This is a genomic window from Sphaerotilus uruguayifluvii, from assembly GCF_013294065.1.
Lineage (GTDB): Bacteria > Pseudomonadota > Gammaproteobacteria > Burkholderiales > Burkholderiaceae_C > Sphaerotilus > Sphaerotilus uruguayifluvii.
The window spans coordinates 35,980-55,960 of sequence record NZ_JABSNM010000007.1 but is presented as its reverse complement, the minus strand read 5'-3'; the positions used below and the strand labels follow the sequence as shown (position 1 = coordinate 55,960).

Genomic DNA, 19,981 nt, shown 5'->3' with positions numbered 1-19,981 from the left:
CCCCGCGATCCGGGTAGGCTCGAACGCGCGAATCCGTCGTCCTGGCGGATCCGCGTTTTCCAGCCGTTCCACTCGGCGGGGCGTTCGTCCTGATCGATCCCGCCGCTTGACAAGGCGACCGCGATCCGCGGTCGCCTTCCTTTTCTGGCCAGCGGCCTGCCCGGCCGGCTCGGGTCAGCCGGTCCGGCGTGCCGGATCGATCGCGTCGCGCAGGTCGGCGGCGACCGGGCAGGGCGCACCGGTGATCCAGGTCGCCAGCACCTCGCCGGCCAGCGCCGCGCTGGCCAGCCCGCGCGAGCCCAGGCCGGTCAGCAGATAGAGGCCGCCTTGTCCGTCATGCAGACGCGGACGCAGCCGCAGCGCGTCCAGGCGCTGGCGACCGGAAGCGGCGGCGGCCAGCGCGGCCTCGTCCACCGGCGGCCCGGCCAGCGGCAGCCGGTCCGGCGTGACCGCGCGCCAGCCGACCCGGCCGTCCAGATCCCCCTGGTCATCCAGGCTCGCCAGAGCGGCGCCGGCCGCGACCAGCCCCAGGCGCTGCGCACGCTGCAGGTTGTGGCGGTGGTCGGCCGCGCGCACCTGCGGGTCGGGGTCGTCATGCTGGGTGGTCGCGCCGGTCAGCACCCGGCCGTCGGGCAGCGCCAGGGCATAGCCCTGGCCGGAGAGCGGGCGCAGCTGCGAAGGCCGCACCCGCAGCCCCGGCCAGCCCGCGGGCAGCACCGTGGTCTGGCCCCGCACCGGCACCAGCGGCAGCCGGGCGCGGTCCTGCAGCAGCGCCGGGCTGCCCAGCGCCGCGGCGACCACCAGCACCGGCGCGGCCGCCAGCACCCGGCCGTCCGCGTCCAGCGCCTGCCACAGGCCGTTCTCGCGCTGCAGCCGCTGCACCGCCAGGCCGCCGCGGAAGGTGGCGCCTTGCAGCAGGTGGCGGCTCCAGTCGGCCGGCGAGAGCCAGCCGCCCTGGCGGAACTGCCAGCCGCCGCAGGGCTCATCGCCCGTCAGACCGCTGAAGGCGGCTGCGGCCTCGGCGTCCTGCCAGGCTATCCAGTCGGCGGGCAGACCGACCGCGGCGAGCTGCCCGCGGGCGCGGGCCTCGTCCAGCCGCGGCTCCAGCCGCAGGAAGCCGTCGAGCCGGCCGGCCACGCGGCCGCTGGCCAGCGCCGGTGCGGCCAGCCGCGCGGTGCGCAGCGCCGCGGCGCGGAACCAGCGCGCGTGCAGGCTGTCGGGCGCGTTGAAGATGCCGTGCATCAGCCCGCCGGGATTGCCCGAGGTCTCGGCCGCCGGCGCGGCCTGGCGGTCGATCACCTCGACCTGCCAGCCCTGGCGCAGCAGGCCGTGCGCCGCGGCCGCGCCGGCCAGACCCGCGCCGATCACCAGCGCCTGGCGCGGTCCGGCGTGCGGCGGTCGCCACGCGGCGGGCCGTGGCGGCACGAAGCGCGGCGCGTGGCGCGCCACCGTGATGTCGCGCTTGCCGCCGAAGCCGGGCGCGCGCTCGACCGCGAAGCCGATCGAGGCCAGCCCGTCGCGCACCGCCCGCGCCGCGCTCCAGGTCGCGGCGGTGGCGCCGGGCGCGACCAGGCGGGCGAGCCGGCGGAACAGCTCGGCGCTCCACAGCTCCGCATTGCGCGAGGGCGCGAAGCCGTCGAGGTAGAGCGCATCGGCCTCGGCCTGCAGCCCGGGCAGCGTCTGCAGCGCGTCGCCGAAGACCAGCAGCAGCTGCACCCGGCCGCCCTCGAAGTCGAGCGCGTGCAGGTCGGGCGTCAGCGGCGGCCACTGCGCGACCAGCTCGGCCGCCAGCGCCGTCTCCTCGCTGGCGCGGTGCACGCGCGCCAGGTCCCCGGGCGTGAGCGGGTGCTTCTCCAGCGAGATGAAGACCAGCCGCTCGCAGCGCTGCGGATCCGCCCGCCAGGCCGCCCAGGTGGCGAGAAAGTTGTTGCCCAGGCCGAAGCCGGTCTCCAGGATCACGAAGCGCTCGCGGCCCTGCCAGCGCCCGGGCAGGCCGTTGCCGGCCAGGAAGACATGACGCGCCTGCGCGAAGGCGCCGGCGGCGGTGTGGTAGACGTCGCCGTAGTCGGGCGCGCAGGGCGTGCCGTCGGCGTCGAAGGCGACCCGGGCGGGGCTGAGGCCGGCGGAGGCGGCGGAAGCGGCAGGGGCAGAGGCGGAAGGGGCGGACATCGTCGCGGGGATCACGGGGTCAGGGTCTTGCGCAGGAAGGTGCGCACGAAGCCGGGCGGGTAGTCGGGCAGCTCGCCGAAGGCGACATAGCCCAGCCGCTCGTAGAAGCCGCGCGCGCCGAACTGCGTGTCGACCCAGGCGTGGCGGCAGCCGCGGCGGCGCGCCTCGGCCTCGGCGGCGAGCATCAGCCGGCGGCCCAGGCCCTGGCCGCGCGCGGCCGCCGGCACCGCCAGCATCTGCGTGTAGAGCCAGCCGTGTGCGGTGGCGCCCCAGAGCCCGCCCTGCACCCGGCCCGCCGCGTCGCGCACGCCCAGGGCCAGCGTCCGGTGCCCGCTCGGGCCGGCCGCAGCGGTGTTGAAGTCGATCAGCGGGCGTGCGATCGCCTGGCGCAGCGCCTCGTCGGGCGCCTCCATCAGATCGATCGGCCAGGCGTCGGCAGGAGGCATCGCGGCGGTCCTCGAAGCGGATTCAGGGCAGGGTGATCACGCCGGCCGCGTCGGACAGGCGCACGAAGCGCAGGCCCTGGCGCTGCAGTTCCGGCAGCGCCTGCGCCAGCCCGGCGCCGGTGCCGGCCGACGGATGGTTGAGGTGGGCGAGCAGGATGTCGCCGGGCTGGACGCGGTGCAGCCGCGCGGCCACCCGCGGCGCCGGCAGCGAGGCGCCGTCGTCGACGTTGACGCTGAAGCCGGCGACGCGCAGGCCCTGGCCCTCGATCGCCTTCAGGCTGACGCTGTCGTAGCGGGCGCCGGCGCCGCGGTACCAGCGCGGCGTGCTGCCCAGCGCCTGCACGATCGCGTCGCGGCCGCCGCGCACCTCCTGCGTCACGCCCTCCACGCTGGCCGGGCCGCTCATGCCGTAGAGCGAGCGGCCGACGACGGCCGGCACATGGCGCGCGCCGTGGTTCTCGATCTCGAACTGCGCGGCACGCGCCTGCAGCCAGGCCACCGTGTCGGGATGGCGCCGCAGCCAGCGCTGCGTCACGAACAGCGTGGCCGGGATGCGCAGCCGCACCAGGGTATCGAGCAGCCCCTGGTCGACCGCGCCGCTGCAGGCGTCCAGCGTCAGCGCGACATCGCGCGCATGGTCGGCGGCGCGGGTGTCGAGGCGCTGGTGGACCTCGGTGAGGTGCGCGGCGGTGGCCACGGTGGCGGGCAGGGCGGGAACCTGGGCGGAGACCGCGGGGGGCAGCGCCAGTGCCGGCGCCAGTGCCATGAGCAGGACAGGGAGGACAGGAAACACGGGGAGAACCGGCGGTCGGACCATAGGCACAATCATGCCCCATGCAGAACACTCCCCCGCACGACTCCACCCCGCGCATCGGCTTCGTGAGCCTCGGCTGCCCGAAGGCCCTGACCGACTCCGAGCTGATCCTGACCCAGCTCTCGGCCGAGGGCTATGCCACCAGCAAGACCTTCCAGGGCGCCGACCTGGTGATCGTCAACACCTGCGGCTTCATCGACGATGCGGTCAAGGAAAGCCTGGACACCATCGGCGAGGCGCTGGCCGAGAACGGCAAGGTGATCGTCACCGGCTGCCTGGGCTCGCGCACCGCCGACGGCGGCGAGAACCTGGTGCGCCAGGTTCACCCCAAGGTGCTGGCGGTGACCGGTCCGCACGCCACCCAGGAGGTGATGGACGCGGTGCACCAGCATGTCCCGAAGCCGCACGACCCCTTCATCGACCTGGTGCCGGCCGCCGGCGTCAAGCTGACCCCGAAGCACTACGCCTACCTGAAGATCAGCGAGGGCTGCAACCACCGCTGCAGCTTCTGCATCATCCCGTCGATGCGCGGCGACCTGGTCTCGCGCCCGGTGGGCGATGTGCTGAGCGAGGCCCGCGCGCTGTTCGAGGGCGGCGTGAAGGAGCTGCTCGTCATCAGCCAGGACACCTCGGCCTACGGCGTGGACGTGAAGTACCGCACCGGCTTCTGGGACGGCACGCCGGTCAAGACCCGCATGCTCGACCTGGTGGCCAAGCTGGGCGAGATCGCCAGGCCCTATGGCGCCTGGGTGCGGCTGCACTATGTCTATCCGTACCCGCATGTCGACGAGATCATCCCGATGATGGCCGAGGGCCTGGTGCTGCCCTACCTCGACGTGCCCTTCCAGCACGCGCACCCGGATGTGCTCAAGCGCATGAAGCGCCCGGCCAGCGGCGAGAAGAACCTCGAGCGCCTGCTGAAGTGGCGCGAGCTCTGCCCGGACCTGGTGGTGCGCTCGACCTTCATCGCCGGCTTCCCCGGCGAGACCGAAGCCGAGTTCGAGTACCTGCTCGACTTCCTGAAGGAGGCGAAGATCGACCGCGCCGGCTGCTTCGCCTACTCGCCGGTCGACGGGGCCGCCGCCAATGAGCTGCCCGGCGCGCTGCCCGACGCGGTGCGCGAGGAGCGCCGCGCGCGCTTCATGGCGGTGGCCGAGCAGGTCTCGATCGAGAAGCTGAAGTCGCGCGTGGGCGCGACGATGCAGGTGCTGGTCGACAGCGCCCCGGCGCTGGGCCGCCGCGGCGGCGTCGCGCGCACCTACGCCGATGCGCCCGAGATCGACGGCACCGTGAAGATCCTGCCGCCGTCCAAGGCCTCGCGCACGATGAAGGTGGGCGAGTTCGCGCGGGTGCGCATCAACGGTGTGCTCGGCCACGACCTGATCGGCGAGCTGCTGTGAGCGCCCCCAGCCGCCCGATGCAGCCGGAGACCGCGCAGGTCCACCACCCGTACGCCGCGCCGGCGGGCTTCGATGCCCAGCTGCCCGCGGTGCACAAGGCCTCGTCGGTGTTCTTCCCGTCGGTCGAGGCGCTGCGCCGCACCGAGTGGATCGACGGCAGCGGCTACACCTACGGCCTGCACGGCACGCCCACCACGCTGACGCTGCAGGCGCGGCTGGCCACGCTGGAGGGCGCGAACCACGTCCTGCTGGCCCCCAGCGGCCTGGCGGCGATCACGCTGGTCGACATCGCGCTGCTGGCCTCGGGCGACGAGCTGCTGCTGCCCGACAACGTCTACGGCCCGAGCCGCAGCTTCGCCGCGCACGAGCTCAAGGCCTGGGGCATCGCGCACCGGGTCTACGACCCGATGGACGCGGCCTCGCTGGAGGCGGCGCTCACGCCCGCCACCAAGCTGGTCTGGCTGGAGGCGCCGGGCTCGGTCACGCTGGAGTTCCCGGACCTGCGCGGCCTGGTGCGGCGGGTGCGCGAGCGCGCGCCGCAGGCGCTTGTCGCGCTGGACAACACCTGGGGCGCCGGCCTGGCCTTCGACGCCTTCGACCTGGGCGAGGGGCTGGCGGTGGACCTGACGGTGCACGCGCTGACCAAGTACCCCTCGGGCGGCGCGGACGTGCTGATGGGCTCGGTCGCCTGCCGCGACGAGGCGCTGCACCGGCGGCTGGCGCTGGCGCATGCGCGCCTGGGCCTGGGCGTGGGGATGAACGATGTCGAGGCGGTGCTGCGCGGGCTGCCCTCGATGCGGCTGCGCTACGAGGCGCAGGACGCCGCGGCGCGGCGCATCGCGCAGTGGGCGCAGGGCCGGCCGGAGTTCGTGCGGGTGCTCAGCCCGACGCTGCCGGGCTCGCCCGGCCACGAGCACTGGGCGGCGCTGTGCCGCTCGGCCGCCGGGCTGCTGACGCTGGAGCTCGATCCGCGCTTCGACCGGGCCGCGGTCGAGGCCTTCGTCGACGGCCTGCGTTTCTTCCGCATCGCCTGGTCCTGGGGCGGGCCGGTGAGCCTGGCCGTGCCTTATGAGGCCCGCGCGATGCGCAGCCTGGCCACGCCGTTCCGGGGCACGCTGGTGCGGCTGTGCATCGGCCTGGAGGCGGTCGACGACCTGATCGCCGATCTGGCCGCGTCGGCCGACGCGGCGCTGAAGGGCTGATCGGACGCCGGCCTCCCGCCGGCCTCCCACCGGCCTTCTGTCGGCTTCAGTTCCAGGCCGCCGCGATGACCGGCTGCAGCGTGGTGCGCAGCGAAGTCGACAGCGTGGTCTGGCCGAGCGCCGGCGCGGCGAAGCCGGCCATCGCATCGACCAGGGCGTCGACATCGGCGGCGAGCAGGGTCTGGCCGTCGCTGGTGCGCATCTGCTCGACCTGGTGCTGCGTGCCGAGGTACCAGCCGTCGATGGTGACGCTGTCGCTGGTGCCGATGATGGAGACCTCCAGGTCGTTGCCGAGGTGGCGGAACCAGAGCTGCTCGGTGGCGATGCCCGAGGAGAAGGCGAGCAGGTCGGTGCTGCCGGCGCTGGCGTCGTTCTCCTGCACCCGGTCGGCACCGCTGCCGCGCGAGAACAGGTAGGTGTCGGCGCCGCTGCCGCCGGCGAGCGTGTCGGCGCCGGCGGCGCCCGAGAGGGTGTCGGCGCCGTCGCCGCCGCTCAGCGAGTTGGCCAGGGCGTTGCCGACGAGGCGGTTGGCCAGGGCGTTGCCGGTCAGGGCGGTGGCGCTGCCGTAGAGCGTGGCGTTCTCGACGTTGGCGGCCAGCGTCCAGTTCAGGTAGGCCTCGACCGAGTCGGAGCCCTCGCCGGCGAGCTCGACGACGGTGTCGCCGGCGCTGGCGACGCGGTAGAGGTCGTCGCCGGTGCCGCCGAGCATGGAGTCGTCGCCGGCGTTGCCGTAGAGGGTGTCGTTGCCTGCGTTGCCGTAGAGGGTGTCGTTGCCGGCGCCGCCGTCGAGCAGGTTGTCGGCGGAGCTGCCGGTCATCAGGTTGTCGCCGTCGTTGCCCCAGCCGGAGATCGCGCCGTTGCCGCTGAGCGCCAGCTGCTCGATGTTGGCCTTGAGCGTGTACGACGTCGCGGTGCTGATGACGATGTCGAAGCCGTTGCCCGCGGCCTCGTTGACCACGTCGCCGGCCACGTCGACCAGGTAGATGTCGTTGCCGGCGCCGCCCACCAGCGTGTCGCTGCCGGCGCCGCCGTCGAGCTGGTTGTTGCCGGCATTGCCGGTGATGACGTTGGCCAGCGCGTTGCCGGTGCCCGAGAGGCTGGCGGTGGTGGCCAGCACCAGGTTCTCGATGTTGGCGCCCAGCGTCCAGCTCAGGTGCGCCTCGACGGTGTCGATGCCTTCGCCCGCCTCCTCGATGACCACGTCGCCGCTGGCGCCGACGCGGTAGAAGTCGTTGCCGCTGCCCCCGATCAGCGTGTCGTTGCCGCTGTTGCCCAGCAGGCTGTCGTCGCCGGCGCCGCCGAGCAGGCGGTCGTTGCCGGCGCCGCCGTCGAGCAGGTTGTTGCCGGCATTGCCGGTCATCGTGTTGCCCAGCGCGTTGCCGGTCGCGGCCAGGCCGGCGCTGCCCAGCAGCTGCAGGTTCTCGACCGCGTCGGCCAGCGTGAAGCTGCGCGCGCTGCTCAGCACCAGGTCGGTGCCTTCGCCGTCGTCCTCGACGATGACGTCGGCCGAGCTGTCGACGATGAAGACATCGTTGCCGACGCCGCCGACCAGCGTGTCGGCGCCGATGCCGCCGTCGAGCGTGTCGTTGCCTTCGCCGCCCGAGAGGTAGTTGTAGCCGCTGTTGCCGGTCAGGCGGTTGTCGGCGCTGTTGCCGGTGCCCGACAGGTAGGCGGTGCCGGCCAGGATCAGGTCCTCGATGTGGTCGCCCAGCACCCAGGAGACATGCGACTCGATGGTGTCGTGGCCGCCGCCCGCGTACTCGACCACCTCGTCGGTGAAGATGCCGATGCGGTAGAGGTCGTCGCCGTTGCCGCCGACCATCAGGTCGCTGCCGCTGTTGCCCAGCAGCGTGTCGTTGCCGTCGCCGCCGACCAGGGTGTCGTCGCCGGCGCCGCCGTCGAGCAGGTTGTTGCCGGCATTGCCCTCGATCAGGTTGTCGAGCGCGTTGCCGGCACCGCCGATGTGGGCGCTGCCGCTCAGGCTCAGCCATTCGACGTTCGCCTCGAGCGTGTACCAGGCGGCGCTGCTGACGACGATGTCGCGGCCCTCGCCGGCCAGCTCGATGACCCGGTCGCCGGCATCGTCGACGACATAGGTGTCGTCGCCGGCGCCGCCCACCATCGTGTCGATGCCGGCGCCGCCGTCGAGCCGGTTGCCGCCGGCATTGCCGACCAGGCGGTTGCGCAGCGCGTTGCCGCTGCCCTGCAGCGCCGAGCCGGTCAGCGTCAGGTTCTCGACCTCCGCGGCCAGCGTCAGGTCGACCGAGGCGATGACGCTGTCGGTGCCGCCGCCGGCCAGCTCGACGATCTGGTCGCCGCCGGAGTCGACGATGTAGGTGTCCCAGCCGGCGCCGCCGATCATCGTGTCGTTGCCGGCGCCGCCGTCGAGCCGGTTGTCGGCCGCGTTGCCCTCGAGCCGGTTGCCCAGCGCGTTGCCGGTGGCGTCGATCGCCGAGCTGCCCAGCAGCACCAGCTCCTCGATCGACTCGCCCAGCGTCCACGACAGCGCGGCCTCGACCCGGTCGGTGCCCTGGCCGTCGAGCTCGACGGTGCGGTCGCCGGCCGAGCCGACGCGGTAGACGTCGTTGCCGGTGCCGCCGCTCATCAGGTCGTTGCCCGCGCCGCCGAGCAGCGTGTCGTTGCCGTCGCCGCCGAGCAGCGTGTCGTCGCCCGAGCCGCCGTCGAGCAGGTTGGCCTGCGCGTTGCCCTCGATGCGGTTGGCCAGCGTGTTGCCGGTGCCGTCCCGCGCGGCATCGCCCTCGAGCTGCAGCTGCTCGATCTGGTCGGCGAGCGTCCACGAACGGCTCGCGATGACGAGATCGTTGCCGCCGCCGGCCAGCTCGACGATCCGGTCGTCCGCATCGTCGACCCGGTAGACATCGTCGCCGCCACCGCCGGCCATCGTGTCGGCGCCGGCGCCGCCGTCGATCCGGTTGGCCGCGGCGTTGCCGTCCAGGCGGTTGGCGGCCGCGTTGCCGGTGGCGTCGAGCGCGGCGCTGCCGAGGAGCGTCAGGTTCTCCAGCGTCGCGCCCAGCGTCAGGCTGATCGACGCCAGCACGGTGTCGCTGCCTTCGCCGTCGAGCTCGACGATCTGGTCGCCGGCCTGGTCGACGACATAGGTGTCGTCGCCGGCGCCGCCGACCAGCGTGTCGGCGCCGGAGCCGCCGTCGAGCCGGTTGGCCTGGGCGTTGCCGGTGATCCGGTTGGCCAGCGCATTGCCGCTGCCGTCGCGGGCGCTGCCGGTCAGCACCAGCTCCTCGATCCCGGCCGAGAGCTGCCACGAGACCGCGGCCTCGACGGTGTCCTGGCCCTCGCCGGCGGCCTCGACGACCACGTCGCCGGCCGCATCGACCCGGTAGAGGTCGTCGCCGCTGCCGCCGATCAGCGTGTCGCTGCCGGCGCCGCCGTCGAGCGTGTCGGCTCCGGCCAGACCCTCGATCCGGTTGGCGCCGGCATTGCCGCGCAGCAGGTTGTCGAGCAGGTTGCCGCGGCCGTCGAGCGCCGCGTCGCCCAGCAGCTGCAGCTGCTCGACCTGATCGGCCAGCGTCAGGCTGATGCTGCTGTCGATGCGGTCGATGCCGCCGCCGGCCGCCTCGACGACCACGTCGCCGGCATCGTCGACCCGGTAGAGATCGTCGCCGCCGAAGCCGGTCATCGTGTCGGCGCCGGCGCCGCCGTCGAGCTGGTCGATGCCGTCCCAGCCGACCAGGCGGTCGTCGCCGGCGCTGCCCTGCAGCGAGGTCGCCATGCCGCGCAGCGTCTCGAGCGTCCAGACGGTGCCGTCGGCGAAGCGCACCTGCTCGATGCGCTGGCGCGCATCGTCGAACCAGCCGGCGATCGTCACCGCGTCGCCGCTGTCGCTGCCGCCGATCTCCAGGCGCAGGTCGGCACCGTCGCGCCGCAGCGCGACATCGGCCGCACCGATGCCGGCGCCGAACTGCAGCACGTCGTCGAGCGTGCTGTCGCCGCCCGGCACCTGGCCGACGTCGACGATGCGGTCGTGGCCGTCGCCGCGGCCGAACAGGTAGGTGTCGCTCGACCACAGCGGCGCGCCCGCCAGCGTGTCGTCGCCGGTGCCGCCGGCCAGCGTTCCGCTGCCCTCGAGCCGGTCGTCGCCGGCGCCGCCCTGCAGCAGGTTGCGCCCGCGGGTGTCGATCAGCGTGTCGTTGCCGTCGCCGCCGTCGAGCGTGTCGCTGCCGTCGCCGCCGTCGAGCGTGTCCTGCCCGGCATCGCCCAGCAGCGTGTCGCTGCCGTCGCCGCCGTCGAGCCGGTCGTCGCCGCCGCCGCCGGAGATCCGGTCGCGGCCGCTCCAGCCGGCGATCGTGTCGCCGCCCTCGCTGCCGGCGGCCTCGATCGGCAGCCCGCGCAGCGTGTCGAGTGTCCAGACGCTGCCGTCGGCGAAGCGGATTTGCTCGATCCAGTGCGAGGCGTCGTCGAACCAGCCGCCCAGCACGACGCCGTCGCCGCCGGCGAACTCCAGCCGCAGGTCGCTGCCGGCGCGCACGATGCGCGTCGTCGCCGCGTCGAGGCCGGCGCCGAGCTGCAGCACGTCGCTGCCGTCGATCAGGCCGGTCTCCTCGATGCGGTCATGGCCGTCGCCGGCCTCGAACAGGTAGGTGTCGGCCGAGTCGGTCGCCTCCGAGCGCAGCGTGTCGTCGCCCTGGCCGCCGGCCAGCGTGCCCGAGCCCTGCAGCCAGTCCTGGCCGGCGCCGCCGTCGAGCCGGTTGCGGCCGGCGCCGCCCTCGAGGCGGTCGTCGCCGTCGCCGCCGCGCAGCGTGTCGTCGCCGAGTCCGCCCTCGAGCGTGTCCTGGCCGCCGCGCCCGTCGATCAGGTCGGCGCCGTCGCTGCCTGCGAGCCGGTCGTCGCCGTCGCCGCCGACCAGCGGCAGGCTGAACGAGGCGATCGTCGCCGGTGTCCAGACGGTGCCGTCGGCGAAGCGGATCTGCTCGAGCGGGTGCGTGCCGTCGGCGAACCAGCCCTCGATCGTGACCGAATCGCCCTCGCCGACGACCAGGCGCAGGTCGTCGCCGCTGCGCTCGAGCACGACCGCGTCGGGCGCGATGCCCGCGCCGAGCTCGAGCAGGTCGATGCCGCCGCCCAGCGTCGTGGCCGCGCCGCTGTCGAGGATGCGGTCCTGCCCGTCGCCCAGCGCATGGCGGTAGGTGTCGCCGCTCCAGAAGTCGGTCGACACCATCGTGTCGTCGCCGGTGCCGCCGACCAGCGTGCCGCGGCCCTCGAGCCGGTCGTCGCCCTGGCCGCCGACCAGCGTGTTGGCGCCGCTCTCGTCGTGCAGCAGGTCGTCGCCGGCGCCGCCGTCGAGCCAGTCGGCGCCCTCGCGGCCGTCGAGCGTGTCGCGTCCGGCGCCGCCCTCGAGCGAGTCGCTGCCGCTGCCGCCGTCCAGGCGGTCGTCGCCGTCGCTGCCGCGCACGCCGATCAGCCGCGCGGCGATCGTGTCCGGCGTCCAGACGGTGCCGTCGGCGAAGACGATGCGCTCGATCTCGTTCAGGCTCGAGACGCTCCAGTCCTTCAGCGTGATCGTGTCGCCGCCGCCCTCCGCGCCGCCGATGTCCAGCACCAGGTCATTGCCCTGGCGCGTCACGTCCACCTGACCGGGCAGGATGCCGGCGCCGAGCAGCAGCCGGTCGAGCAGCGTCGTGCTGCCCTGTTTCGGGCCGTAGCCGGACTCGACCAGCGTGTCGTGGCCGTCGCCGCGCTCGAACAGGTAGGTGTCGGCCGAGTCGACGGCGCCGGCCTGCAGCGTGTCGTCGCCGGTGCCGCCGGCCATCGTGCCGCGGCCGATCAGCAGGTCGTCGCCCGCGCCGCCCGCCAGCGTGTTGCTGCCCGACAGGTCGAGCAGCGTGTCGTTGCCCTGGCCGCCGTCGAGCGAGTCGTTGCCGGTGCCGCCGTCGAGCGTGTCGCGGCCGTCGCCGCCCTGCAGCACGTCGTTGCCGGCACGGCCCTCCAGCCGGTCGTCGCCGGCGGCGCCGTCGATCAGGTCGCTGCCGTCCCAGCCGGCCAGCCGGTCGTCGCCGTCGCTGCCGGCCAGCGTCGCCACGTCGAGCGCGAGCTGGTTTTCACCCCAGACGCTGCCGTCGGCGAAGACGATCTGCTCCAGCCGCGCCAGCGTGTCGGCGAACCAGCCCTGCAGCGTCACCATGTCGCCGCCGCCGAAGTCCAGCACCAGGTCGTCGCCGCTGCGGCTCACCGCCGTCGCGGCCGGATCGATGCCCGCGCCGAGCAGCAGCCGGTCGACCGCCGTGCTGCCCTGCGCGCTGCCGTAGCCGCGCTCGATGATCGTGTCCCGGCCGTCGCCGCGGCCGAACAGGTAGGTGTCGGCCGAGGACAGCTGCGCCGACTGCAGCGTGTCGTCGCCCTGGCCGCCGGCCAGCGTGCCGCTGCCGCCGAGCAGATCGCTGCCGGCGCCGCCCTCGAGCGTGTTGCTGCCGCTGGCGTCGATCAGCAGGTCGTCGCCGTCGCCGCCGGACAGGCTGTCGTTGCCGGTGCCGCCGTCGAGCGAGTCGCGGCCGTCGCCGCCCGCCAGCGTGTCGTTGCCGGCGCCGCCCAGCAGCGTGTCGTCGCCCGCGCCGCCGTCGAGCCGGTCGCTGCCTTCCCAGCCGGACAGCGGATCGGCGCCATCGCCGCCCGCGCCGGCGATGGCGATGGAGCGCAGCATCGCCCGGTCCCAGACGCTGCCGTCGGCGAAGACGACCCGCTCGATCTGCGCCGCCGCGTCGACGAACCAGTCGCGGAAGGTGATCGACTCGCCGCTGGCCAGCACGAAGGCGAGGTCGCCGTCGCGCCGGCGCAGCATCACCGCGTCGGTGCCGATGCCGGCGCCGAACTGCAGCGTGTCGAGCTGCGTGCCGCCGTCGGCCGCCGGGCCCGAGCCCAGCTCGCTGACGCTGTCCTGGCCGTCGCCCAGACCGAACAGGTAGGTGTCGGCGTGGCCGTAGTCGCCCGACCAGATCTGGTCGTCGCCGGCGCCGCCGGCCATCGTGCCGCGGCCGATCAGCAGGTCGTCGCCCGTGCCGCCGAGCAGGGTGTTCTCGCCGGAGGTGTCGGCGATGAAGTCGTTGCCCGCGCCGGCGTCGATGCGGTCGTCGCCGCTGCCGCCATCGAGAAAGTCATCGCCGGCAGTGCCGTTCCACTCGGTGCTCACGATCGGATTTCCCCAGGTGTCTGGCGCGGGACCGGTCGGGCGCCAGTGTTATCAGAAAATTCAGATCGGGCATTCTGCCGAGCGCCTGCCGGGCGCGACTCCCCGGGTCAGGGGGATGGCTCGCTCAGCGAACCAGCGGTCTGACGGTGCTGAAGCCGCCGTCGACCGCGATCACCTGGCCGGTCAGCCGCGAGGCCTCGTCGCCCAGCAGCCAGGCCACGGTCGCGGCCACCGTGTCGGCACCCTGCACGCCGCCGAGCGGGTACTGGCGCGCGGCGGCCTCGCGCATCGCCTCGACCTTGAGCATCGGGGCGGTCATCGGCGTCTCGGTCATGCCGGGCGCGACCACGTTGATGCGCAGGCCGGCCGGCGCGTAGGTGGCCGCCGCGCTGCGCGCCAGTGCCTCGACGCCGCCCTTGGCCGCGGCGATCGCCTCATGGTTGGCCACGCCGATGCGCGCCACCACCGAACTGCACAGCACCGCCGCGCCCGGCTGGCCGGCCGCGCGCAGCGCCTCGATCCAGGCGCCGAGCATGAAGACCGCGCTGTCGAGGTTGACGCGGCGCAACTCGGCCCACTGCTCGGCGCGGGTGCGGTGCAGCGGCGCGATCAGCGTGCTGCCGACGCAGTGCGCCAGCCGCTGCGGCGCCTGGCCGAAGGCCTCCTGGCAGGCGGCCACCGCGAGCTGAGCGCCCTCGGGCGTGGTGGTGTCGGCGGCGATGCGCAGGTCGGCCTCGACCGGCTGCAGGGCGCCGGCATCGCGCCCGACCGCGGCCACCCGCAGGCCGTCGGCCTTCAGCCGGCGGCAGAGCTCACGGCCGATGCCACCGCGCGCGCCGGTCACCAGCACGACGGGAGGGAGGGACGACGGGGTGTGCGGCGAGGTCGACATCAGGGTCTCCTGGAACGGGGCAAACAAGGGACAGGACGGGGTCGGCGGGCGAGAGCTCGCGCCCGACGCGGGTCCACCACTGGGAAAAGGAATCGCAGGGCCGCTCGATGTGCGGAAACAGCCGCGGCGCCGGGCGCAGGTCGGTGGCCAGCGCTTCGAGCGCCGGGTGCAGATGCGGGTCGTCTCGGGCATGGACCCGGCGCGCGTCACGCAGCAGCGTCTGCCAGGACGCCAGCGGCGCCAGCGCGCAATGTGGCGTGAGCTGGCGCAGCCGGGGCGTCACGAAGTCCCAGCGCGCGGCGCTCCAGGGCCGGGCCCGGTGCGTCTCGGCCACCAGCAGGCCGATCACCACGGTGCCTGGCGGCAGGTCGGCCGGCGGATCGCCCAGCGCCCACGGGTGTGCCAGCCAGACCTCGCGGCCGCGCACCTGCTCGTGCAGCTCGGCGCCGAGGCGGGTGGGGAGGCCGTCCGGCGGCTCGGCCTGCAGCGCCGGCTCGGGGCAGCCCTCGGCCTCCGGCCGGGGGCGGGTGCGCACCGGCGCCGGGCTGCGCGCGATGCGCTCCAGACTCTCGTAGCCGGTGTCGAGCACGCTGCCCGGGCTGTGCCACTCGGGCGGCGCATGGCGGGCGACGTTCTCGGCGTTGAAGAGATAGGGCTTGCGGCTGCCGGTGGCGGCCACCCACTGCCAGCTCAGATGGTTGCTGGCCAGATCGCCGTCGAGCAGGCGCGGCCACAGCCAGTCGGCGCCGGCGCGCCAGTGCACCTTGCGCAGATGCACCAGATAGCTGGCCAGCCACAGCCTGGCGTGGTTGTGCAGATGGCCGCGGGCGTGCAGCTCGCGCACCGCGCGGTCGATCACCGGCACGCCGGTGCGCGCCTGGCGCACATCGTCGGGCACCGCGTCGGCATAGGCGGCGCCCGGCAGCACGCCCTCGTGCAGCGAGCGCAGGATCGCGTCGCCGCGGTGGTGCCAGACATGGCGGAAGTATTCGCGCCAGCCCAGCTCCATCACCAGCCGGTGCTGCAGACCGATCGGCGTGCTGCGCCCGGCGGCACGGTGGGCGGCGATCGCGCCGGCCAGCACCTCGGCGGGCGTGACGATGCCGTGCGTGATCCACGGCGACAGGCCGGTCACGGCGCCGTCCAGCGCGTTGCGGGTGCGGGCGTAGGCCTCGGCGTCGATCGCGGCGATGCGGCGCAGCGCCTCAGGCCGGCTGGGGTCGGGGCTCATGCCGGCTGCTCCTGGCGCCACGCCTCGGCCCGGGGGGGCCGCTCCTGCGCCGGACGCGGCGGCTCGCGGCCGATGCGCTCGGCCAGATCCAGGCCCGAGAGCGCCGCCAGCTCGACCGTGCCGCCACCCAGGAAGTCGCCGCAGACGCCCAGCCCCTGGCCGGCCTCCCACCAGCAGGCCGGTCCGGCGCGCAGCAGCGGCTCCGGCCGGGCGTAGAGCCAGCGGTGCGCGGTGGCGAAATGCGGCCGCAGGTCGCCGCCCGGATTGACCTCGGCGCGCAGCGCGTCGAGCAGCCGCGCCGCCACCGCCTCGGCCGGCAGGTCGACCTGGGCGTTCGACCAGTCGGCGCGGGCCTGCGCCACCCACAGCGCGCGCCCGGGCCGCCGCAGACGCCCGGGCTTGAGGTCGTCGCGCACCAGCAGCTCGAGCGGGCCGTGCGCCGGTCGGGCCAGCGAGAAGTCCCAGGCCGGAGGCTCGTCCGTCTCGGCCATCAGCGTCCAGCAGGGCTGCATGCGCGCCTGCAGCGCCTGCATCGCCCAGTCCGGCTGGTGCGACGCCAGCAGCGCCGCGGCCTGGCGCGGCGGCATGGCCAGCACGATCGCGTCGTGGCGCTGCGGGCCGGGTGCGGCCTCGCCGTCGAGCTGCACCTGCCAGCCGGCGTCGTCGCGGTGCAGCGCCACCACCGCCCGCCCGGCCTGCAGCGGCAGTCCGTGCAGCAGCCGGCGCACCAGCTCGTTCATGCCCGGCACCGCGACCCAGCGCGACGGCTCCGTCCCCTCGGGCCGCACCGCGTTCCAGCGCCGCAGCCAGCCCTGCGCCACGCCCTGGCGCAGCCAGGGCAGCAGATCGAGCGAGTGGCTCTCGAAGCCGGTCGCGCCGTGGTCGAGGTGCCGCGCTTCGGCCCCGTCGCCATGCCGCCGGGTCGACATGCGCCCGCCGGGGCCGCGGGCCTTGTCGTGCAGAGTCACCCGCGCCCCGGCGTCGGCCAGGCGGCGTGCGCACATCGCCCCGGCGATGCCGGCACCGATGACCGCGACGCGGGGCAGGGGGGCGGCCGGTGTCTCGTGACAGGATGAGGACATCAGGAACTCCGAATCGCTGAACATCGGCAGGAAATGCCGCTGGAGCGTATGATGACCTGTGTTTGAAGCGATGCAAAATCACTTCAATGGGTAATTCAGTGCTGGCCAGGGGGCTAGACAGGACAAAAGGAGCACAGCATGGCGACAATCTCGGGGCCTGACTCGGTGTCGATGTCGGGCGAGGATGGCGTGCCGCGTTTCCGCACCGCGGCGGTGGCGCGCATGACCGGCATCGCGGTGGCGACGCTGCGGGTGTGGGAGCGGCGCTACCGCATCGTCTCGCCGCCGCAGTCGCCCTCGGGGCATCGGCTGTACTCGTCGGCCGACGTGCGCCGGCTCGGCATGATCCGCGCGCTGGTCGAGCAGGGGCATGCGATCGGCATGCTGGCGGCGCTGGCCGAGCCGGCGCTGCAGGCGCTGCTGCTGCAGGGCCAGGGGGCGGCGGCCGAGCCGCGCCCGGCGCCGCGCCACGAGCGCGAGCCCGTTGGTGCCGCGCCGGCGCGTCCGGTGCCGCGGCCGCTGGTGGTGTGCTGCGGCGGGCGCACGCTGCCGGCGCGGCTGGCCGCCCAGCTCGGCGCGCTGCCGGGCGAGCACCGCCTGCTCGACTGGGCCGCGCAGTCGCGGCTGGCCGCCCAGCCCGGCGCCTTCGACCTGCTGGCGCTGGAGATCGACACGCTGCATCCCGACGGCGTCGAGCAGCTGCTCGACTGGCACCGGCAGGGCGCCGTGCGCGAGCTGCTGCTGGTCTACGGCTTCGGCTCGGACCGGCTGGTGCAGCGCCTGCGCGAGGCCGGGGCGAGCGTCTGGCGCGGCCCGCTCGGGCGCACCGAGATGGCGCGGGTGCTGCGCGCGACGCTGGCCGAACTGGGCGGGCCCGGCGGTGCGGCCGGCGCCGAGACCGCGTCCGGGGATCCGGCGCAGGGCGGGGCGCCCGCGGCGGTGCCGCATCTCTCGCCCGAGGTGCTGGCGCGGGTGGCCGGCCTGACCAGCCGCGTGCTGTGCGAGTGCCCGCGCCATCTGGCCGAGCTGATCCAGCTGCTCGGCGACTTCGAGAGCTACAGCGCGCGCTGCGCGGTCGACACGCCCGCCGACCGGCGGCTGCACCAGGAGCTCGGCCATGTGGCCGGCCTGGCGCGCAGCCGCTTCGAGCAGGCGCTGCGCCAGCTCGCCGCCGACGAGGGCTGGAACCTGGAGGAGTCCGGCCGCCTTGCCGGCGCCTGAAGCTGCGGGTTGCTCCGGCTGCGCCGGCGGCCGCCGCGGGCTAGGGTGGGCGCCTTCCTTCTCCACCTCCGTGACGGGCATCGCGATGGCAGGCACCTTCGAGCTTCTTCCCTCGGGCACCGGCAGCTTCCGCTTCGTGCTGAAGGCCGGCAATCATCAGGTCATCCTGAGCAGCCAGAGCTACGCGAGCCGCGCGGCGGCGCTCAACGGCATCGAGTCGGTGCGCACGAACGCGGCGCAGCCCGAGCGGTTCGAGCGGCGCGAGTCGCGTGCGGGCGAGCCCTATTTCGTGCTGAAGGCCGGCAACGGCCAGATCGTCGGCCAGAGCGAGATGTACGCCGCGGCCTCCGGCATGGAGAACGGCATCCTGTCGGTCGCGCGCAACGCTCCCGAGGCCGAGCTGAAGGACCTGAGCGCGGCCTGAACGGCGGCTCCGGCGCTAGAATGCGCCCGTTTCCCGTCATCGGGGAGTAGCTGACCGGATCCGCCAGGCCTCGACCTGCATCCGGTGCCCGCGTCAACATGCTTGTCCCTCACGGACATGGCGCGGGAAGCCCGCGGCGCGCCGCCTGCGTCGCCCGGGTCCGGCAAGACCGATGACCATGCAGCCTCCGGACGGGCCGGGGGTGCTGCATGGTCATCGTCGTCTGTCCACCGCCGGCCCCGGAGTTCCCATGTCCTTCGAACCCTTCCTGGTGTCCACCGGTGTCGTCGCGCTCGGCGAGATCGGCGACAAGACGCAGCTGCTGGCGCTGCTGCTGGCCGCGCGCTTCCGCAAGCCCGGGCCGATCATCCTGGGCATCCTGGCCGCGACGCTGCTCAACCACGCGCTGGCCGGCGCGGTCGGCGAGGGCGTGGCCCGGATGCTCGGGCCGGACGTGCTGCGCTGGGTCATCGGCCTGTCCTTCCTGGCGATGGCCGGCTGGATGCTGGTGCCCGACGAGATCGACGATGCCGAGGCCGAAGGCGGCCGCTTCGGCGTCTTCGGCACGACCGTGATCGCCTTCTTCCTGGCCGAGATGGGCGACAAGACGCAGATCGCCACCGTCGCGCTGGCGGCGCGCTATGCCGATCTGGTGCAGGTCGTCTGCGGCACGACGCTGGGCATGATGCTGGCCAACGTGCCGGCGGTGCTGATCGGCGAGAAGGCGGCGACGAAGCTGCCGATGAAGCTGGTGCACGCCATCTCCGCGGCCATCTTCGCGGTGCTGGGCGTGATGACGCTGCTCAACGTCGGCCGGCTGTTCTGACGTCCTGTTCCGCGTCCGTCCGGAAATCCGATTGCCCGCGTGGCGGGCGTGACGGATTGCCGGCCCCCCTCGGGGCGGCGGGCCTGCCGCGTCCCTCGGGCGGCCGGGGTGCGACGAGCTGGCACGAGTCATGCTCTGTTCTGGTGCAATGAACGACGCCCTCCCGATCTCCCTCCCGGACAGCCGCCGCGGCCTGCAGGCCTGGCGGCGTGCCGGTGCGGCCGCGCTGCTGGCGCTGGCGCTGGGTCCGGCGCTGGCGCAGCGCCCGGTGCCGGAGCAGGCGCTGCCGGAGTCGGAGACGCTGCGCCGCATCGTCGAGACCGGCACGATCAGCCTGGGCCACCGCGAGTCCTCGGTGCCGTTCTCCTACTACGACTCGCACAAGCGCGTGGTGGGCTACTCGCACGAGCTGATGCTGCGCGTCGTCGACAGCCTGAAGGCGGAGCTGAAGCTGCCGGCGCTGACCATCCGCCTGGTGCCGGTGACGACGCAGAACCGCATCCCGCTGGTGCGCAGCGGCACGGTCGACCTGGAGTGCGCCTCGACGACGCACACCGCCGACCGCGCCCGCCTGGTGTCGTTCTCGACCACCTTCTTCATCGCCGGCACGCGGCTGCTGGTTCGCCGCGGCTCGCCGATCCGCGACTTCTCCGACCTCGACGGCCGGACGGTCGTGGTGACCGCGGGCACCACGTCGGAGCGGCTGCTGCGCACCCATGCCGAGCGGCGCGGCCTGCACATGCGCTTCGTCACCGCCCGCGACCACGAGGAGGCCTTCCTCGCGCTCGAGTCGGGCCGCGCCGAGGCCTTCATGATGGATGACGCGCTGCTGTTCGGCGCGCGCGCCCGTGCGGTCCGGCCCGACGACTGGGAGGTCGTGGGAACCCCGATGTCGCAGGAGGCCTACGCCTGCATGATGCGCCGGGGCGACACCGACTTCAAGGCGGCCGTCGACCGCGCGCTGGTGCGGCTGCTGCAGTCGGGCGAGGCGATGCGCACCTACCAGCGCTGGTTCCAGAGCCCGATCCCGCCGAAGGGCCTGAACCTGAACTGGCCGCCATCGCCGGCGATGCTGCAGCTGCAGCGCCGCCCGAACGACCAGCCGCTCGGCTGAT

13 protein-coding genes and 1 riboswitch are annotated in these 19,981 nt (G+C 74.2%); of the genes, 6 read left to right on the top strand and 7 right to left on the bottom strand.

Annotated elements, in window-relative coordinates; translation table 11 throughout:
• Window positions 1-174 precede the first annotated feature (174 nt).
• The 3 genes from mnmC to HNQ01_RS09415 are packed head-to-tail and all read right to left on the bottom strand — an operon-like array spanning window position 175 to window position 3,381.
• Complete coding sequence (gene mnmC, locus HNQ01_RS09425; protein WP_173805130.1) at window positions 175-2,169, bottom strand: bifunctional tRNA (5-methylaminomethyl-2-thiouridine)(34)-methyltransferase MnmC2/FAD-dependent 5-carboxymethylaminomethyl-2-thiouridine(34) oxidoreductase MnmC1; 1,995 nt, start codon at window positions 2,167-2,169, stop codon at window positions 175-177.
• A gap of 11 nt (window positions 2,170-2,180) precedes the next feature.
• Window positions 2,181-2,615, bottom strand: a complete 435-nt coding sequence (locus HNQ01_RS09420; protein ID WP_173805129.1) for a GNAT family N-acetyltransferase — start codon at window positions 2,613-2,615, stop codon at window positions 2,181-2,183.
• Between the two features lie 22 nt (window positions 2,616-2,637).
• Complete coding sequence (locus HNQ01_RS09415) at window positions 2,638-3,381, bottom strand: polysaccharide deacetylase family protein (RefSeq protein WP_217427479.1); 744 nt, start codon at window positions 3,379-3,381, stop codon at window positions 2,638-2,640.
• Window positions 3,382-3,449: 68 nt separating this feature from the next.
• Here HNQ01_RS09415 and rimO point away from each other — a divergent pair, with 68 nt between their 5' ends.
• Together rimO and HNQ01_RS09405 are read left to right on the top strand one after the other, a co-directional pair.
• Window positions 3,450-4,829, top strand: coding sequence for a 30S ribosomal protein S12 methylthiotransferase RimO (gene rimO / locus HNQ01_RS09410; RefSeq protein WP_173805127.1), 1,380 nt, complete (start codon window positions 3,450-3,452; stop codon window positions 4,827-4,829).
• A gap of 17 nt (window positions 4,830-4,846) precedes the next feature.
• Window positions 4,847-6,031, top strand: coding sequence for a PLP-dependent transferase (locus tag HNQ01_RS09405; protein WP_173805269.1), 1,185 nt, complete (start codon window positions 4,847-4,849; stop codon window positions 6,029-6,031).
• Window positions 6,032-6,077: 46 nt separating this feature from the next.
• On the opposite strand, the gene HNQ01_RS09400 is transcribed toward HNQ01_RS09405, so the two are convergent.
• From HNQ01_RS09400 to HNQ01_RS09385, 4 genes are all read right to left on the bottom strand, one after another.
• Entirely contained in the window at window positions 6,078-13,190 is a 7,113-nt protein-coding gene (locus tag HNQ01_RS09400; RefSeq protein WP_173805126.1) for a calcium-binding protein, read from the bottom strand.
• A gap of 124 nt (window positions 13,191-13,314) precedes the next feature.
• Complete coding sequence (locus HNQ01_RS09395) at window positions 13,315-14,082, bottom strand: SDR family NAD(P)-dependent oxidoreductase (protein WP_173805125.1); 768 nt, start codon at window positions 14,080-14,082, stop codon at window positions 13,315-13,317.
• Complete coding sequence (locus HNQ01_RS09390) at window positions 14,003-15,313, bottom strand: FAD-binding domain-containing protein (protein WP_173805124.1); 1,311 nt, start codon at window positions 15,311-15,313, stop codon at window positions 14,003-14,005. Before HNQ01_RS09390 ends, HNQ01_RS09395 begins: the two co-directional genes overlap by 80 nt.
• Window positions 15,310-16,395: an NAD(P)/FAD-dependent oxidoreductase gene (locus HNQ01_RS09385; RefSeq protein ID WP_173805123.1), complete on the bottom strand. Its 1,086-nt coding sequence runs from the start codon at window positions 16,393-16,395 to the stop codon at window positions 15,310-15,312. The genes HNQ01_RS09390 and HNQ01_RS09385 overlap by 4 nt, the downstream gene beginning before the upstream one ends.
• A gap of 138 nt (window positions 16,396-16,533) precedes the next feature.
• Here HNQ01_RS09385 and HNQ01_RS09380 point away from each other — a divergent pair, with 138 nt between their 5' ends.
• From HNQ01_RS09380 to HNQ01_RS09365, 4 genes are all read left to right on the top strand, one after another.
• A complete protein-coding gene (locus tag HNQ01_RS09380; protein ID WP_173805122.1) occupies window positions 16,534-17,616 on the top strand; it encodes a MerR family transcriptional regulator in 1,083 nt (360 codons plus the stop codon).
• A gap of 85 nt (window positions 17,617-17,701) precedes the next feature.
• Window positions 17,702-18,040 (top strand): YegP family protein, encoded by a 339-nt coding sequence (locus HNQ01_RS09375; protein ID WP_173805121.1) that lies wholly within the window; start codon window positions 17,702-17,704, stop codon window positions 18,038-18,040.
• A 29-nt stretch (window positions 18,041-18,069) separates the two neighbouring features.
• Window positions 18,070-18,182: riboswitch (yybP-ykoY riboswitch) on the top strand.
• Between the two features lie 108 nt (window positions 18,183-18,290).
• The gene (locus HNQ01_RS09370) at window positions 18,291-18,866 is read left to right on the top strand and encodes a TMEM165/GDT1 family protein (RefSeq protein ID WP_217427478.1); all 576 of its coding nucleotides are present in this window, start codon (window positions 18,291-18,293) and stop codon (window positions 18,864-18,866) included.
• Between the two features lie 148 nt (window positions 18,867-19,014).
• On the top strand, window positions 19,015-19,980 hold the full coding sequence (locus tag HNQ01_RS09365) for a transporter substrate-binding domain-containing protein (protein ID WP_173805119.1): 966 nt from the start codon (window positions 19,015-19,017) through the stop codon (window positions 19,978-19,980).
• The last annotated feature ends 1 nt before the right edge of the window (window position 19,981 follow it).

What these genes read in the sequence shown, in the direction of transcription:
- HNQ01_RS09395 (WP_173805125.1), bottom strand. Translation starts at nt 14,082, where the DNA reads ATGTCGACCTCGCCGCACACCCCGTCGTCCCTCCCTCCCGTCGTGCTG.
- mnmC (WP_173805130.1), bottom strand. Translation starts at nt 2,169, where the DNA reads ATGTCCGCCCCTTCCGCCTCTGCCCCTGCCGCTTCCGCCGCCTCCGCC.
- rimO (WP_173805127.1), top strand. Translation starts at nt 3,450, where the DNA reads ATGCAGAACACTCCCCCGCACGACTCCACCCCGCGCATCGGCTTCGTG.
- HNQ01_RS09415 (WP_217427479.1), bottom strand. Translation starts at nt 3,381, where the DNA reads ATGGCACTGGCGCCGGCACTGGCGCTGCCCCCCGCGGTCTCCGCCCAG.
- HNQ01_RS09390 (WP_173805124.1), bottom strand. Translation starts at nt 15,313, where the DNA reads ATGAGCCCCGACCCCAGCCGGCCTGAGGCGCTGCGCCGCATCGCCGCG.
- HNQ01_RS09380 (WP_173805122.1), top strand. Translation starts at nt 16,534, where the DNA reads ATGGCGACAATCTCGGGGCCTGACTCGGTGTCGATGTCGGGCGAGGAT.
- HNQ01_RS09370 (WP_217427478.1), top strand. Translation starts at nt 18,291, where the DNA reads ATGTCCTTCGAACCCTTCCTGGTGTCCACCGGTGTCGTCGCGCTCGGC.
- HNQ01_RS09420 (WP_173805129.1), bottom strand. Translation starts at nt 2,615, where the DNA reads ATGCCTCCTGCCGACGCCTGGCCGATCGATCTGATGGAGGCGCCCGAC.
- HNQ01_RS09365 (WP_173805119.1), top strand. Translation starts at nt 19,015, where the DNA reads ATGAACGACGCCCTCCCGATCTCCCTCCCGGACAGCCGCCGCGGCCTG.
- HNQ01_RS09405 (WP_173805269.1), top strand. Translation starts at nt 4,847, where the DNA reads ATGCAGCCGGAGACCGCGCAGGTCCACCACCCGTACGCCGCGCCGGCG.
- HNQ01_RS09375 (WP_173805121.1), top strand. Translation starts at nt 17,702, where the DNA reads ATGGCAGGCACCTTCGAGCTTCTTCCCTCGGGCACCGGCAGCTTCCGC.
- HNQ01_RS09385 (WP_173805123.1), bottom strand. Translation starts at nt 16,395, where the DNA reads ATGTCCTCATCCTGTCACGAGACACCGGCCGCCCCCCTGCCCCGCGTC.